Origin of the sequence: Nostoc sp., assembly GCF_036916735.1 — a bacterium.
In the GTDB taxonomy this organism is placed as follows: Bacteria; Cyanobacteriota; Cyanobacteriia; order Cyanobacteriales; family Nostocaceae; genus Nostoc.
Genome location: NZ_JBALFV010000105.1, coordinates 1 through 14,340 on the forward strand (window position 1 = coordinate 1; position 14,340 = coordinate 14,340).

Annotated in this window: 15 protein-coding genes and 1 pseudogene; 12 read left to right on the forward strand and 4 right to left on the reverse strand. The window is 42.4% G+C overall.

Annotation, left to right across the window (positions count from 1 at the left end; translation table 11 throughout):
* Positions 1-164, reverse strand: a pseudogene (locus tag V7L20_RS25410) (photosystem II D2 protein (photosystem q(a) protein)); the annotation flags it as partial.
* 1,198 nt (positions 165-1,362) lie between these two features.
* Here V7L20_RS25410 and V7L20_RS25415 point away from each other — a divergent pair.
* The 3 genes from V7L20_RS25415 (at position 1,363) to V7L20_RS25425 (ending at position 4,028) form a co-directional block, all read left to right on the forward strand.
* Complete coding sequence (locus tag V7L20_RS25415; protein ID WP_334746779.1) at positions 1,363-1,932, forward strand: photosystem I assembly protein Ycf4; 570 nt, start codon at positions 1,363-1,365, stop codon at positions 1,930-1,932.
* A gap of 102 nt (positions 1,933-2,034) precedes the next feature.
* The gene (locus tag V7L20_RS25420) at positions 2,035-2,835 is read left to right on the forward strand and encodes a peptidylprolyl isomerase (protein ID WP_334746737.1); all 801 of its coding nucleotides are present in this window, start codon (positions 2,035-2,037) and stop codon (positions 2,833-2,835) included.
* A 47-nt stretch (positions 2,836-2,882) separates the two neighbouring features.
* Positions 2,883-4,028 carry a beta-ketoacyl-ACP synthase gene (locus V7L20_RS25425; protein ID WP_334746738.1) on the forward strand — a complete coding sequence of 382 codons (1,146 nt, stop codon included), beginning with the start codon at positions 2,883-2,885 and terminating at the stop codon, positions 4,026-4,028.
* A 203-nt stretch (positions 4,029-4,231) separates the two neighbouring features.
* Here V7L20_RS25425 and V7L20_RS25430 read toward each other — a convergent pair whose 3' ends face one another.
* A complete protein-coding gene (locus V7L20_RS25430; protein WP_334746739.1) occupies positions 4,232-5,350 on the reverse strand; it encodes a Gfo/Idh/MocA family oxidoreductase in 1,119 nt (372 codons plus the stop codon).
* A gap of 368 nt (positions 5,351-5,718) precedes the next feature.
* Here V7L20_RS25430 and V7L20_RS25435 point away from each other — a divergent pair, with 368 nt between their 5' ends.
* The 5 genes from V7L20_RS25435 (at position 5,719) to V7L20_RS25455 (ending at position 8,989) form a co-directional block, all read left to right on the forward strand.
* Positions 5,719-7,068: a hypothetical protein gene (locus tag V7L20_RS25435; protein WP_334746740.1), complete on the forward strand. Its 1,350-nt coding sequence runs from the start codon at positions 5,719-5,721 to the stop codon at positions 7,066-7,068.
* A gap of 147 nt (positions 7,069-7,215) precedes the next feature.
* A complete protein-coding gene (locus tag V7L20_RS25440; RefSeq protein ID WP_334746741.1) occupies positions 7,216-7,452 on the forward strand; it encodes a hypothetical protein in 237 nt (78 codons plus the stop codon).
* Between the two features lie 18 nt (positions 7,453-7,470).
* A complete protein-coding gene (locus V7L20_RS25445) occupies positions 7,471-7,692 on the forward strand; it encodes a WD40 repeat domain-containing protein (protein WP_334746742.1) in 222 nt (73 codons plus the stop codon).
* 64 nt (positions 7,693-7,756) lie between these two features.
* Positions 7,757-7,867 carry a hypothetical protein gene (locus tag V7L20_RS25450; protein WP_334746743.1) on the forward strand — a complete coding sequence of 37 codons (111 nt, stop codon included), beginning with the start codon at positions 7,757-7,759 and terminating at the stop codon, positions 7,865-7,867.
* Between the two features lie 657 nt (positions 7,868-8,524).
* Entirely contained in the window at positions 8,525-8,989 is a 465-nt protein-coding gene (locus tag V7L20_RS25455; RefSeq protein WP_334746744.1) for a DUF29 domain-containing protein, read from the forward strand.
* A 113-nt stretch (positions 8,990-9,102) separates the two neighbouring features.
* Here V7L20_RS25455 and V7L20_RS25460 read toward each other — a convergent pair whose 3' ends face one another.
* A complete protein-coding gene (locus V7L20_RS25460; RefSeq protein ID WP_334746745.1) occupies positions 9,103-9,411 on the reverse strand; it encodes a hypothetical protein in 309 nt (102 codons plus the stop codon).
* Positions 9,412-9,465: 54 nt separating this feature from the next.
* Positions 9,466-9,843, reverse strand: coding sequence for a hypothetical protein (locus V7L20_RS25465; protein ID WP_334746746.1), 378 nt, complete (start codon positions 9,841-9,843; stop codon positions 9,466-9,468).
* Between the two features lie 209 nt (positions 9,844-10,052).
* On the opposite strand from V7L20_RS25465, the gene V7L20_RS25470 reads away from it, so the two are divergent.
* From V7L20_RS25470 to minD, 4 genes are all read left to right on the forward strand, one after another.
* The gene (locus V7L20_RS25470) at positions 10,053-10,715 is read left to right on the forward strand and encodes a hypothetical protein (protein ID WP_334746747.1); all 663 of its coding nucleotides are present in this window, start codon (positions 10,053-10,055) and stop codon (positions 10,713-10,715) included.
* A 56-nt stretch (positions 10,716-10,771) separates the two neighbouring features.
* On the forward strand, positions 10,772-12,094 hold the full coding sequence (locus V7L20_RS25475; RefSeq protein WP_334746748.1) for a four-carbon acid sugar kinase family protein: 1,323 nt from the start codon (positions 10,772-10,774) through the stop codon (positions 12,092-12,094).
* 236 nt (positions 12,095-12,330) lie between these two features.
* Positions 12,331-13,338: a septum site-determining protein MinC gene (minC, locus tag V7L20_RS25480; protein WP_334746749.1), complete on the forward strand. Its 1,008-nt coding sequence runs from the start codon at positions 12,331-12,333 to the stop codon at positions 13,336-13,338.
* 181 nt (positions 13,339-13,519) lie between these two features.
* Positions 13,520-14,326 (forward strand): septum site-determining protein MinD, encoded by an 807-nt coding sequence (gene minD, locus V7L20_RS25485; RefSeq protein ID WP_334746750.1) that lies wholly within the window; start codon positions 13,520-13,522, stop codon positions 14,324-14,326.
* The last annotated feature ends 14 nt before the right edge of the window (positions 14,327-14,340 follow it).

A 14,340-nucleotide genomic window follows, 5' to 3' on the forward strand; every position in this document is an offset into this window, starting at 1 on the left:
GTGACGAAGGTGGTGCCGGTCAGCCAACCGCCTAGTGCTAGGAAGGCGCAGGGGAACAATAGTATCCCTGACCAACCTACGAATACAAAGCGATCACGCTTGAGCCAGTCGTCTAAAACGTCAAACCACCCTCTACTAGGGGCGCGTCCAACTGCGATGGTCATCGGACTAAAATCCTCTTTTTACTAAAATTGCAACGTTTCTAAGACAGTGCGGAGAGCCTGCGTAACCGACTGCCGTGAGGAATTAACGTTTTTTTTGACAATCTCAACAGCGTCAAAGCAACTGAGATTCTGAGAGAAATGCTGATTAGTGAAATCAGCATTTCTCTTTCTCTATGCCATTACACGTACCATCGGCTAGTAATCTAGCTTGTGGTAACTTAATGATTCTTAACTTATCATACTACTCAGGGTTTTTGCCTGATACACACCAAGCAAATCAGTCATGAAATACAAACCTTATAAATAATATGAATATCAGAAATTTTACAATTTGACACAACTTTTCTCAGAAATATAAAAAAATTTAGTCTACATGGACGTAGGTAGGGAACTCATTCCCAAAAGGTGAAAAAGAGGCAGGGAGGCAGGAAGAGCAGGGTAACAGGGGGGCAGGGGGGCAGGGGAGGCATTTTGAAAGTTGCTAAATCATCCCGCAAATATGCAAGGTAGGGGAGAAAGACGGCACAGGGGCAGGGAAAAAATAATTTTTATCAGGGATTGAGTGAAAAAATTTAGGACTTAGTGCCTTAACAAATTATACAAGTAGCAGGAACAGGGAAGGGCGCAGTTGAATTTTTGTCAACAATGTTTGGTAAAATGTGGATGGTTACTTCGCCGCCACGGTCGTTGATACACCTCTAGAAAAACTATGTGAAACGTTGGACAAGGGGGAAGGAAGTTAACACATCTTGACTAATTACAAATAGCCTAGTGTGCCACGACGGAAATAGCGCAAAGTCGAGCCAGTCCGTTGGTGGGTTCCCCCACTTAAAGCAACTGGCGTTGAGCGGCGGTTACCGCCGATCATAACTTTGCAAGACGAGCAACCATCTAAAATACCTAAAAAGCATATTCCATAATGCTTTTGAATGCGTGAATGCGTGAATGCGTGACTTCCGGTTTGCGGTACTAGTGGTTTGTCCCATAGTGCAAGTAAGTGATCATCCAAGACAGTAAAATTTGTAGGGTACAGGGTAAAAAATTCATCGTCTACGGTAAAGTATACCGTGGACTTAAAACAGAGCTTCAGTGCCTCCTAAGCAATAGCCGGATTGGTACAGAAGCACACACTTTATGCAAGAGCATTCAGTGTGCTTTGTATATCACAGCGAGTATCTCACGGGGCAATGGTAGTTCAATGACGGCATCAACAACGATTAACAAAGGCGATCGCCTCCTGCATCAAAATGTTCTCGGTTCTCGTCGGTTCAGCAACTATTGCTGGGCAACTATCGTTACCTTAGGAGCAAGCGGCTTTTTATTAGCTGGGATATCCAGTTATCTAAAAGTTAATTTACTCATAGTTTCCAATCCAACTCAACTGGCATTTGTCCCCCAAGGATTAGTAATGGGGTTGTATGGCACTGCTGGCTTGCTATTAGCCACATACCTGTGGCTAGTAATTTTATGGGACGTGGGAGGCGGTTACAACGAATTTAATCTGGAAACGGGCACAATCAAAATATTCCGTTGGGGATTTCCTGGAAAAAACCGCCGAATTGAGATTAACGGACGCATAGAAGATGTGCAATCTGTGCGAATAACCGTCAAAGAAGGTCTTAATCCCCTTCGCGCCCTCTATCTACGCATTAAGGGCCGGCGAGATATACCCTTAACACGGGTTGGACAACCGTTATCTTTAACAGAGTTGGAAACAGAAGGTGCAAAATTAGCCCGCTTTTTGGGAGTGTCATTAGAAGGGCTGTAAGGGAGTGGGGACTAGGGACTAGGGACTAGGGACAGGGGGACAATGGAATTACCCGATCCCCCTGGAAACGATAAGATACTCTGGTTAAATCGGTAACAGGCAATGCGGTTAAAAATTTCACAATTTTTACTTTCTCTTGTGATCATCAGTGCCTTGATGTTGGGAGGATGTTCAACACAGCAAGTCGGTTCTAATACGTCTTCTCCAATCTCGACAGCTACCTCGACCACAAGCGAGGCAAGTACCAAGACAACTACTGAAGCAACATCTGTATCTCAAACTAATAGTGAGAGTATTCCTGGACTGGCTGATTTACCACGCCTCGAAGGCAAGGCTACTGTGGTACTCACGGTTAAAGGCTCACCGATTACTATCGAAGTAGACGGCACTGATGCCCCCATTACAGGTGGCAACTTTGTAGATTTAGTGCAGAAAGGTGTTTATGACGGTTTAGCTTTCCATCGAGTTGTACGCGAACCCCAACCATTTGTAGTTCAAGGGGGCGATCCTCAAAGCAAAGACCCGAAAGTTTCAGCAGATAAACTGGGAACAGGTAGCTATATTGACCCAAAAACGGGCAATGCTCGTTATATACCTTTAGAAATTAAGCCAAAAGGTTCAGATACTCCAATTTACAATAAACCCTTTGATGCTACTGCTCAACCCGTAGTATTGCCCCATAAACAGGGTGCAGTAGCGATGGCGCGATCACAATCACCAGACTCCGCTTCTGCACAGTTTTACTTTGCTTTAGCAGATTTGGCGTTCTTAGATGGTAACTACGCGGTGTTTGGCAATGTTACTCAAGGTTTTGATGTTGTGAACAAAATTCAGCAAGGCGATCGGATTGACTCTGCTAAAGTCACCCAAGGTGCTGAAAATCTGAAAACACCTGGACAGTAGGAGACAGGGAGAGAATAACTACTAACTCCTAACTGTTAACTCCTAAATTGGTAAAGGTTGTTGTCACTGGTATTGGTTTAATTTCCGCCTTGGGTGGAAGCTTAGAGGATAGCTGGCAAAATTTGCTAGCAGGTAAATCAGGAATCCAATTACATCAACCATTTCCAGAACTTACACCACTTCCTCTAGGTTTAATTTCTCAACAACCATCTGAGTTGACAACGTTAACTCAGATGGTTGTTTCTTCTGCTTTGCAAGATTCTGGGTTAGTTTCACCTTTAACTGATTGTGCTGTAGTCATTGGATCGAGTCGCTCTTATCAAGCGTCTTGGGAAATGCTGGCGCGGCAAATGTATGAAGACGCGGCGAATTTGCGCGTGTCCTCTTTTGGAAATTGGCTAGATACATTACCTCAGATGAATGCGATCACAGCTGCAAGACAAATCGGTGCATCTGGGATAGTTTTAGCACCGATGGCAGCTTGTGCTACTGGAATTTGGGCGATCGCTCAAGCAGCTTTGCTTATACAAACTGGGCAATGTCAACAGGCGATCGCTGGCGCAGTAGAAGCACCGATTACACCCCTAACTTTGGCTGGGTTTCAGCAGATGGGTGCTTTGGCAAAAACTGGGGCTTATCCCTTTGATTTGCACCGGGAAGGCTTAGTGTTGGGCGAAGGCGCAGCTGTATTTGTCTTGGAATCAGCAGAGTTGGCAAAACAGCGTCAAGCAAAAGTGTATGGTGAAATTCTCGGTTTTGGCTTGACTAACGATGCATATCATGGTGTTTTACCTGAACCTGAAGGGAAAAGTGTGATCGCTGCCATCAAACAATGTCTAGAACGTAGTTGTCTGTCACCAGCCGATATTAATTACATTCATGCTCATGGCACAGCTACCCAGCTAAATGACCAGATGGAAAGTATGGTAATCCAGCGTTTGTTTCCCCAAAGGGTGGCAGTTAGTTCCACCAAGGGAAGCTCAGGTCATGCACTAGGAGCATCTGGAGCCTTAGGTGTGGCTTTTTCTCTCATGGCGTTAAAGCATCAAATTTTACCACCTTGTATAGGATTGCAGCACCCAGAATTTGATATAGACCTGGTTACAGCAGCACGCCTAAGTAAAATTCACCAAGTATTATGTTTGAGTTTTGGCTTTGGGGGACAGAATGCTGCGATCGCACTGGCAAGATAGAAACTTGACTAACATCATCCATAAGTTTTTCTTAAGTATTTATGATTGATGTATAAGTATCTTATTTTTGCGTATCCAGCATAAGCGATCACTACAAAATGACTAGTACTAAGTGTCTGTTATCTGACAATCATCCACATAGTACATTCTCTATTTTACCAAGCTTGATTTTGTGCAACTTCACAAAGAATTAGTATTAGCAATCATTCCCCAGAAGGTGCAGCAGCATGAATCAAATCTGGCTTCTCGTCACTAGGAGGACGCTCAATAGTTTGATCCAATGTGGGGCGTTGATGGCGATCGCGAGTTTGGATCTGCACAGGTTTACCTGTTTCAATTGACTTGTAAAGCGCTTGAATAATACTAACATCAATCAACCCTTCCGTCCCAGACGGTTCTGGGTCTTTATCTTGGAGAATACAATCAGAGAAATAGGTAAATTCAGCCGCTAGTTGATCGCGATCCTCAAAAGTACGCTCTTGGGTTTCATCATTAATAGTTAGGTAATGCTTAATTTCTCCCTGCCAAGAATATGCAGGTTTTACTTGTAAATCGCCTTGAGTACCTACAACCTGATAGCTTGAAACACTTGCCCCTCCAAAGCTACAGGTAAATGTTGCCAATCGTTCATTTGGGAAACGTAAGATGACGCTAGTCATTTCTTCCACTTCGCTAAAGCGTTCTTCTCCATTATTGGCAGCTACAGCAAATACTTCAATTGGTTCATCTTGAAATAGGTAACGTGCAGCATTAATGCAGTAGATGCCAATATCATAAAGTGTTCCACCACCTGTAACATCTCGTAAACGAATATTGCCTTCTTCTACTTGCTGAGTAAAAACCGAGTTGAAAATTCGTGGTTCACCAATTTGCTTTGAACGCAAAATTTCGACTGCTTGTAAATTGGCTTCTTCTAAATGTAAACGGTAGGCAATCATCAGCTTCACATTATTGTCATTGGCAGCTTTAATCATTGCCTCACACTCTTCTTCTGTTACTGCCATTGGCTTTTCACATAATACATGAATTGCCTGATTAGCAGCCCGCACAGTATAGTCGCAATGCAAGTGATTGGGCAGCGCAATATAAACTGCATCAACCTTGCCACTTGCCAAACAGTCTTCATACTCCTCGTAGGAGTAAGTATGCTGTATACCATACTTTTTGCTCAGTTCTTCGCTTTTAGTGGGGTTATCTGAAACCAGTGCCACTAATTCTGAGTTAGCGGCATTGTCAAACGAAGGTAAGGCAGCTTCTTGGGCAAACCAACCTAAACCAACGACAGCGTAGCGAATTTTGCGCTTACCATTTGCAGCAGTCATTTTTCTACTCCCTGATGAAGGAACAATAATAATCAATTTTTAAGGCTGAGAATTTGGAGGTGATAAATAGGATCTCGTACATTTTCAATGACTTTGTAAATTAAAACCTCATTCTTTCAGTAAGCTTTAATTTAGACTTAAGGAATATTTGCGGTATTGCACCTTAACTGAAATTCATAACCTCAGCATGATGGATACTAAGTATGTAGCGTTAGTAGCCCAAAGCTATGACCCAAATTGCAAACCTGGAACACCAACTGAAGATTCCCACACATTTGGTACGGTTAACCGTGATAATATACATTAGAATTTAGTAGCAAATTATTTAAATCTATTTTTAATTAGTATTAAATATTTAAAAATAAACTATGGATACTATCACTACCGCTATTGTGACTGCTGTTAGTGCTGGATTGGCTAAAGATTTAATAACAGACAGTTACAACAGTTTTAAGAACGTTTTGAAAAAAAAGTTTGGCGAAAAAAGTGATTTGTTAAATGCAGTGGATAAATTAGAAAAGATGCCAGACTGCGAAGTTCATAAAGCTATAGTGCAACAAGAAGTTGAAGTCGCTAAGGTCAATAATGACCTTGAGATGCTTCAGTTAGCTCAAGATTTACTCGACAAGATAAAACAACAGCCTGGCGCACAAGAGATAATAGACCTCTTGCAAAAGTCACTAACACCCCACCCCCAACCTCTTCCCTTGCTAAGGGGAGGGGAGACAAAGCGTAGCTTTGGCTCTTTGGGGTTCTTATTTTTGATTTATGCAAGAGGTCTAATCAATGTAGAAGAGTGTAATCAGTTAGAGTCAGAAAAACCAAAAAATCGAAAGCGAGAAATTAAGCGGTTGCGTCAGACTACATTTGGTGCAATTACAGCAGGCTTAATCATCGCAGGATTTACTATTTTTACTTTGAAGAGTGTTCAGTCATCTGAGCGAGGTCAACCGGAAGAAATAATCCGTTCTGCTTGGCTGGGTCTTAACAGATCAAATATGACAGAGCTAGAAAAGTATCAGGAATGTGGGACTTACTTAAACGTAGGACTGCGTAGCCTCTACTGTGATATCAAGCCCTTCATCGACTATCAGAAGTTGCGGATTCTTTCTGGCTTGCCTATTTTCCGCAAAGACTACGATCTTACATTTAAGTCTGAATATAAATTTGGATATTACAATCCAGAATTTGTTAAATGGCTACAAAAAAATATTATTTATGCAGAAAAGCATGAAAGTTTCAGGCAACAAACACAAACCTCTTATAATACAAAAATCAGGGATACTGCGAGAGCTTTTTATACAAGTTATCAGATTTTGTTTGCCACTCCTGAAGAATTTAATACTTTCATAAAACAATATCAGTTAGTCAAAAAAGAATATCAATTGCGGTTAGAGAAAAGAGAAGTAAATGAACTCAGGTTTGATAAGAATTATGAGAAATTTGAAGTAATTAAACGTGAATATCTCAAGCATCTTGAAAATAAAACTCTTCCCGATCTATATTTCCAAGAAAAGTTTAGATGGCTATCCGATTATTTGACTACTGTAGAAAATGTTGATTGGTATGCAGCAAATACATCTGGAGGATTTTGGATTCGACGTTCCATCGATGAAACAGATAAAGAGTTTTTCCAGCTTTTAACAAAACTGCTAAAGACCTATGACGGGGATTGGCTGCGTAAACGAGAATCGCTAGGGGTTAAACCATCTCGATAGAACCATATTTCAGCCGCAGAATGTGGTTCAAGCGATCGCCTGTTGTAAATTCGTGCAACATACAAGCGTGAGAAGGAGTCACACAGAAAGTTGCAATTATTTAAAACTTTTATGCCATGCTCTTTATCTGGTCATTAAGAGACAAACATGGAACAACTAGTAAAGGCTCTCAACGAGATTTTTTACCAAACTCTGAAAGCTAGAGAGTTTTGCTATGTACTGAATTCTCGTGCGCTGAGGGTGATGCTGACAGGCGTGATCGCAGCCGGATTTTCGGCTTGTCAAAGTACGAAAACAGGGATTGCTGCCAATAGCGATCGAGCGGTTGCAGCGGTTGAAAAAGCCCGCCAAGAGAACGAACACTTATTGAAGCAATCAGCTTAGAAGCAGGCGGTTAATGGGGTGAAAAAACAAAACAGCTTGGGGCACAATCGTCCTGTATACAGTGTCAGCTTCAGCCTAGATGGACAAACGATCGCCTCTGGCAGTGGGGATAATACCATCAAGCTGTGGAAGCTAGACGGCACGCTGATCACTACCCTGAGTGGTCACACTGGTTCTGTGAGCAGTATCAGCTTCAGCCCGGATGGACAAATGATCGCCTCTGGCAGTGTATGTGGATAAGACCATCAAGCTGTGGAAAAAAGACGGCACGCTCATCGCTACGCTGAGGGCACACAATGATGCTGTGTGGAGTATCAGCTTCAGCCCGGATGGACAAATGATCGCCTCTAGCAGTGGAGATAAGACTATCAAGCTGTGGAAGCGAGACGGCACGCCCATCAAGACACTGAGGTGACACTACTGATATAGTGTGGAGTATCAGCTTCAGCCCGCATGGACAAACGATCGTCTTTATCAGTAATTAGGACTTACGCACAAGAGATCCCCCCAACCCCCTTAAAAAGGGGGCTTTTAAGATCCCCCTCTTTTAAGGCTACGGTGTACACACAAGTCTCTTGACCTGCACTTTTATTGCATCGAGCTACACTTTTATTGCATTGAGCTACACTTTTGTTGCATTGAGCTACACTTTTGTTGCATTGAGCTGCACCTTTGTTGCATCGAGCTTTTTTTGACTTGTGTGTACACCGTAGCCTTTTAAGGGGAGCCAGCGCGGTCTTGGGGGTTTCCCCCATGAGCGACTGGCACGGATTAGGGGGGATCGAGGTTTCAGGTTTTCAATGCGTAAGTCCTGAGTGATAATATCATCAAGCTGTGGAATTTGAACTAGGCTAGTTTAGCCACACTCGGCTGTTACTGGCTGCGAGATTATCTACCTAGCTCACCCTGAAGCACAAGGACTAATACTCGACCAACCTAAAAATGATTGTTACAGAGGATATTTTTCTTTTGGTGAGAGATTAGAGGCGATTTTTGGTATTCAAAACCTAAAGCAGAATTGATGTGTACAACACACAGTTTTTAATACAAAAAATAGGAATTTAGCAACTGTATGGTGATGCAAGTAGAACCAACAATTCAGACTTTATACGACCAAGATTATTACCTTTGGCTCAGGACAACCATCAACCAACTTCGCGCTGGTCAATTTTCTTCTGTGGATTTAGATAATTTGTTAGAAGAATTAGAAAGTATGGGTAGGAGCCAGAAGCGAACGGTGAAAAGTCTGTTAATTCGACTTTTTGAACATCTGCTTAAGCTCACATACTGGGATATAGAACGGGAGCGCAATCAAGGGCATTGGAAAGGGGAAATCAGGACATTCCGTAGAGAGATTAAGGATCAACTCAAAGATAGTCCTAGTCTTAAGCCTTACATTTTAGAAATATTTGATGAATGTTATCAAGACGCAAGGAAAGAAGCAAGCGATCGCTCTCAACTTCCCATTAATACATTCCCTGTTGCACTGCTTGGCTCTTTAGAACAAATTTTAGATGAAAACTGGTTTCCTGATTGACACTCCCACGGGTCGTTTCGCTAAATTCGTGGGATTCTTGCGTCTAATTCAGTACGAGGTACAATCGAACAGAGATAGCGTTCAATACTCTGCTCTCCCTTGAACTGCATTCATCAGACATCAGCCAACACTATCTGAGTGCTTGTTGTCTCCCCATCAGATACAGTTACTGGGACTAGGACTTGCTTCCGGCGGGATAGACCGTTAATGAAGTCTTCCGCTACAGACCCTACTGCACCTCCAACTAATCCTCCTGCAATAATACCAGCTAGTCCTGCTTTAGAGCCGATATAACTACCAGCAACAGCGCCAACAATACTTCCAAATAAATTACCTCCAACTACAAGTTGAGATTCTTCCTCAGACAGTTCTTGCAATTCGAGTTCTTTAAGATTAGATAAATCAGACAATATGTTACTCATATCTATGCTCCTTAATTTTTGAGAAGCGATTTCCAATTGCAGTAGTTTGCTTGGTTAAAGCAGTGTAAGCAATGCTTTTAAACCTATTATACTTTCATCAACACCAATCAACTGGAAGTTTGGAGGAAATTTTTCTGCCAACAAAGCACGCGCAAATATACAACGAATTTCCTCTTTGGAAACACTGCGATGTCGTGATTTAATTCCTGCAAGGCAAAGTTTTTTTACCCCACGTTCATGAGCCGCGAACATTTTTATTCGTTGTTCAAGTGAGAGTTTTCGCAACTGGGAAAACAGATAAGTATCTGCATCTATACTGGTATCGGTGGCTTGCGGTCGATAATTTAGTTTTGCGCCCATCTGCGAAGATGCATTTTCAGCAGTTGCAACATCAAAAGTTATTAATCGTTGTTCTGCGGTTATAATACTCAACTTGACGTGCGCTTAAACGCGATCGCTTACATAAGTACTGCGTTATATCCAAAATAAAGTAAAAAATAAGTGCAAATGCTTTTTAGCTTTATTTAATCATGTTGCACAGTCTGCTTTTTATCATAACTATACGTAACCACCCATTGCTTCTCTACCAAACCCGATTAAAATAAATACGCAACTTGGGCTTCCATAGGAGTTATCCAGCCGTGCAGCCGGACTTAATAGGCTTGGAAATTAGTAAGGGGGAACTAAGACGTTTGACTGGGTTTGATCCAGAAGACGTTTTTCGCCCCTCTGTTTTGCGAGATAGCAAGAAGCGATTAGGGTTTTTTATCAATGAAATGCTGGTTACGTTGGCGCTAACGCCAATAATTGTTGGTTTTGTTTACGCGTTTATTATTCTGCCAACAATTGGTTCTTCAATTCGACTAGGAATTCTTTTACTCATTTTAGTACCAATGCCGATATTAATGGGGCGATGGCTGTGGCGGCAGTTGACCTGTCCTGAAGGACTGACAATACTTTTAGATGAAGTTGATAAATATCATGACCTAGTTGCTGCTATAGATATTAATGACCAATTGGCAGCATCAGGAAACGTAGAAAGCAGTATCCATGACCGAGATAAAGTAACCGCCGCCCTGCAACTAATTAGAGAAGATTTAGTCCGCGCTCTGAAAACGGAACGAATTTTGCGAGATAATAAAAAATTGCTTGCTAATAACCAAGAGTTATTTGTGAATAATTTAGCCAGTCTGCAAGCTTTACAAGTTAGTAGTCAAGCAGGCGAATATGCTCAACTGCTAAATCAATCATTGCAAATTGCGATCGATGTGCAAGCAGAAATCAGAAAATTGCACAAAGGCTAAGTAGAATTTTTCTTTGCTGATGACTTTCTTAAAAAACAATCGCCCCGTTGACCTAAATGAGCAACAAACCAAAAATAATTGTCCTGGATGATGACCCTACAGGTTCTCAGACAGTCCACAGCTGCTTGCTGCTAATGCACTGGGATGTGGACACTCTACGCATCGGTTTGCAGGATGATTCGCCGATTTTCTTTGTGCTAACTAATACTAGATCGCTAACGCCAGAGTCAGCTGCATCTGTGACTAAAGAAGTTTGCCATAACCTGAAAATCGCTTTGAATGCTGAAGGAATTGAGGATTTTTTGATTGTCAGTCGTTCTGATTCTACTTTGCGGGGACATTATCCCATTGAAACTGATGCGATCGCACAAGAACTCGGCCCTTTTGATGCTCATTTTCTCGTCCCAGCTTTTTTTGAAGGTGGACGCATCACTCGTGACAGTGTGCATTACTTGATTATTGACGGTGTACCCACCCCAGTTCATGAAACTGAATTTGCCCGTGATTCAGTCTTCAGCTACCATCACAGTTACTTACCCAAGTATGTCGAAGAAAAGACTCAAGGACAAATTAGTGCCGAAGCTGTAGAAAGATTTCTGCTAGCTGATATTCGCGCTGGTAGTTTGGAACGTTTGTTACAACTGAGTGGTAATAAGTGCGCTGTTGTAGATGGTGAAACTAAAGACGATCTCAACCGCTTTGCAGTAGACATATTAGCAGCAGCAAGTCAAGGGAAACGCTTTTTATTTCGCAGTGCAGCAAGTATTTTAACAGCTTTAGCCGCTTTACCACCCCAACCTATTGCCGCCGAAAATATGGGGCAGTACGTGCGCCAAGGCAAACCAGGTGCAGTAATTGTTGGTTCCCATGTGAAAAAAACTACCCAGCAATTAGAGGCGCTATTGCAAGTAGAAGGAACAGTGGGAATTGAAGTAGATGTAGCGCGATTACTTGATGATGCAAATCAATCTGCGCCATTGCTAACTGAAATTCAAGAAAGTACACGGGCGGCACACGAAGCTGGCAAAACACCAGTGGTTTATACTAGCCGTCAGGAACTGAATTTTAAAGATGTTAAGACACGATTGGAGTTTGGAGAAAAAGTTTCAAGTTTATTGATGGATATTGTCCGTGGTTTACCATCTGATATAGGATTCTTAATCAGCAAGGGTGGTATTACTTCTAATGATATTTTGAGTACTGGACTAGCTTTAACTTCAGCCCGTTTACTCGGTCAAATTTTAGCTGGTTGTTCAATGGTGTTAACGCCATCCGATCATCCTCAGTTTCCTGATTTACCTGTGGTGCTGTTTCCAGGTAACGTTGGCGATGCTGATGCCTTGAGGACAGTTTATCAAAGGTTGACCCTGCCAATTTGAGATTTGAGACTTCGGCTCCTTTCGGCTTCTCTACGAGACGCTGCGCGTAGCTTGCTTCCCCGTAGGGGTACGCTCAAGGTAAGACGCTTAGTCGAACGATTTGAGATTAAATAATCTTTTGGTTCATGCCAGACTAACATCCCGCTACGCCCTTTCTACCTCTTGTGGGTAATCCAAATCCAAAATCCCATTCAAATCCAAAATTTGTCTATTTTTTGTCTTTTGGCTAGTACTTCATGACTTCTGATTCTGCGGTTCCTAATCTAAAGTCAAATTCTGCACTTCCTGATGCAGAATCAAACTCTATTCTTTCAGAGGTAGAGGGAAATCCTACTGTTTCTGATGTAGAGTCAGATCCTATCCCCCCTGATGCGGAGTTAAAATCCGTCCTCCTTTATTTAAAATCAAATACTGCCCTTGAAGATGTAGAGTCAAATACTGATGCAGCATCAGACGATTTTATTCTTACTGATTTAAATCCTAATGAGGCAGCAATATCAGGGTATCGCGTAAATGACAATAGTCAAGTCCAGTTAAAAAGTCAGGAGGGACGGCTGTTATTAATTCTGCCCCCGGAATCTCAAGTATCTGCCTCAGAAATCACTTGGTCTGATATTTGGCAACAAATAAGACAGCGTTTAAATGCAGGCGATCGCTTTCGGATATCTAATACACCTGTGCATTTAATGGCACAAGACCGCCTAGTAGATGCCAGACAACTCCAAGAACTCGCTGAGGCTTTGAGCGAAGTTCAACTGCGGCTCATATCAGTCTCGACTAGTCGTCGGCAAACTGCGATCGCTGCTGTCACCTCTGGGTATTCTGTAGAACAACTACAGCCCGTAACTTCCCTGAATTCCGAGCCAACAGCTACAGCCATACCCCAGGAAGATGCCCTTTATCTAGAAATTACAGTCCGTTCTGGAGTAGAAATTCGTCATCCTGGTACAGTAATTATCTTGGGAGATGTAAATCCAGGTGGTATTGTAATTGCAGATGGAGATATTATCATCTGGGGTCGCCTACGTGGAATCGCTCATGCTGGTGCTGGAGGCAATCGTGAGTGTCTGATTATGGCCTTGCAAATGGAACCAACTCAATTACGAATTGCAGATGCTGTAGCTAGGGCACCAGAAAAACCGCCAATGCAGTTTTCTCCAGAGGTGGCACATATTACGCCCCAAGGAATTCGCATCGCTAGGGCTACTGATTTTTCTAGAAACCAATTCACCAAGAGCAATTAAGAACCATAAATATTTACTTAAAGAATGAAGTATATAAGTAAGGATGAAATAAAACAAATATTCATGCTTCATCTTCATCAGGGAGAACAGATATTTCTTCATACTTGACACGATACTTCATACTTTATACTGCAATTTACTGTTTTATATTTTCTGAACCCTTATTGACCGCATTTCTATCATGACTCGCATTATAGTGATTACCTCCGGCAAAGGAGGAGTGGGTAAAACCACAGTTTCAGCAAATCTGGGCATGGCTTTAGCCAAAATAGGGCGTCAAGTTGCTTTGGTTGATGCGGATTTTGGTCTGAGAAATTTGGATTTGCTGCTAGGGCTAGAAAACCGCATCGTCTATACTGCGGTGGAAGTCTTAGCCAGAGAATGCCGCTTAGAACAAGCCTTGGTCAAAGATAAGCGCCAACCTAATCTTGTACTTTTGCCGGCAGCCCAAAATCGCTCTAAAGATGCAGTCACGCCTGAACAGATGAAGTTATTGGTGAATGCACTGGCGCAAAAATATCAGTACGTAATCATCGATAGCCCCGCCGGGATTGAGAATGGATTTAAAAATGCGATCGGCCCAGCAAAAGAAGCCCTAGTTGTCAGCACCCCAGAAATTTCTTCAGTTCGTGACGCTGACCGGGTAGTGGGATTACTAGAGGCACAAGGTATCAAACGTGTTCATTTAATAATTAACCGCATCAGACCCTCAATGGTGCAGGCAAATGATATGATGTCAGTGCAAGATGTTCAGGAACTTCTCGCCATTCCTCTGATCGGGGTAATCCCTGACGACGAGCGTGTTATTGTATCTACCAATCGCGGCGAACCCTTAGTGTTAGCGGAAAATCCCTCTTTAGCTGCCACAGCCTTTGAGAACATTGCTCGTAGATTAGAAGGGGAAAGTGTCGAATTTCTGGAGATCGACTCGTCCCAAGACAGCATCTTCGCCCGTCTACGAAGGTTGTTCAGGACAAAGATTGTTTAACTTACCTTTCCAGT

Excerpts from the sequence above, each read along its gene's own strand:
- V7L20_RS25415 (WP_334746779.1), top strand. The coding sequence starts at position 1,363 with ATGACGGCATCAACAACGATTAACAAAGGCGATCGCCTCCTGCATCAA.
- V7L20_RS25475 (WP_334746748.1), top strand. The coding sequence starts at position 10,772 with ATGAGCAACAAACCAAAAATAATTGTCCTGGATGATGACCCTACAGGT.
- V7L20_RS25440 (WP_334746741.1), top strand. The coding sequence starts at position 7,216 with ATGGAACAACTAGTAAAGGCTCTCAACGAGATTTTTTACCAAACTCTG.
- V7L20_RS25420 (WP_334746737.1), top strand. The coding sequence starts at position 2,035 with ATGCGGTTAAAAATTTCACAATTTTTACTTTCTCTTGTGATCATCAGT.
- minD (WP_334746750.1), top strand. The coding sequence starts at position 13,520 with ATGACTCGCATTATAGTGATTACCTCCGGCAAAGGAGGAGTGGGTAAA.
- minC (WP_334746749.1), top strand. The coding sequence starts at position 12,331 with ATGACTTCTGATTCTGCGGTTCCTAATCTAAAGTCAAATTCTGCACTT.
- V7L20_RS25430 (WP_334746739.1), bottom strand. The coding sequence starts at position 5,350 with ATGACTGCTGCAAATGGTAAGCGCAAAATTCGCTACGCTGTCGTTGGT.
- V7L20_RS25435 (WP_334746740.1), top strand. The coding sequence starts at position 5,719 with ATGGATACTATCACTACCGCTATTGTGACTGCTGTTAGTGCTGGATTG.
- V7L20_RS25460 (WP_334746745.1), bottom strand. The coding sequence starts at position 9,411 with ATGAGTAACATATTGTCTGATTTATCTAATCTTAAAGAACTCGAATTG.
- V7L20_RS25455 (WP_334746744.1), top strand. The coding sequence starts at position 8,525 with ATGGTGATGCAAGTAGAACCAACAATTCAGACTTTATACGACCAAGAT.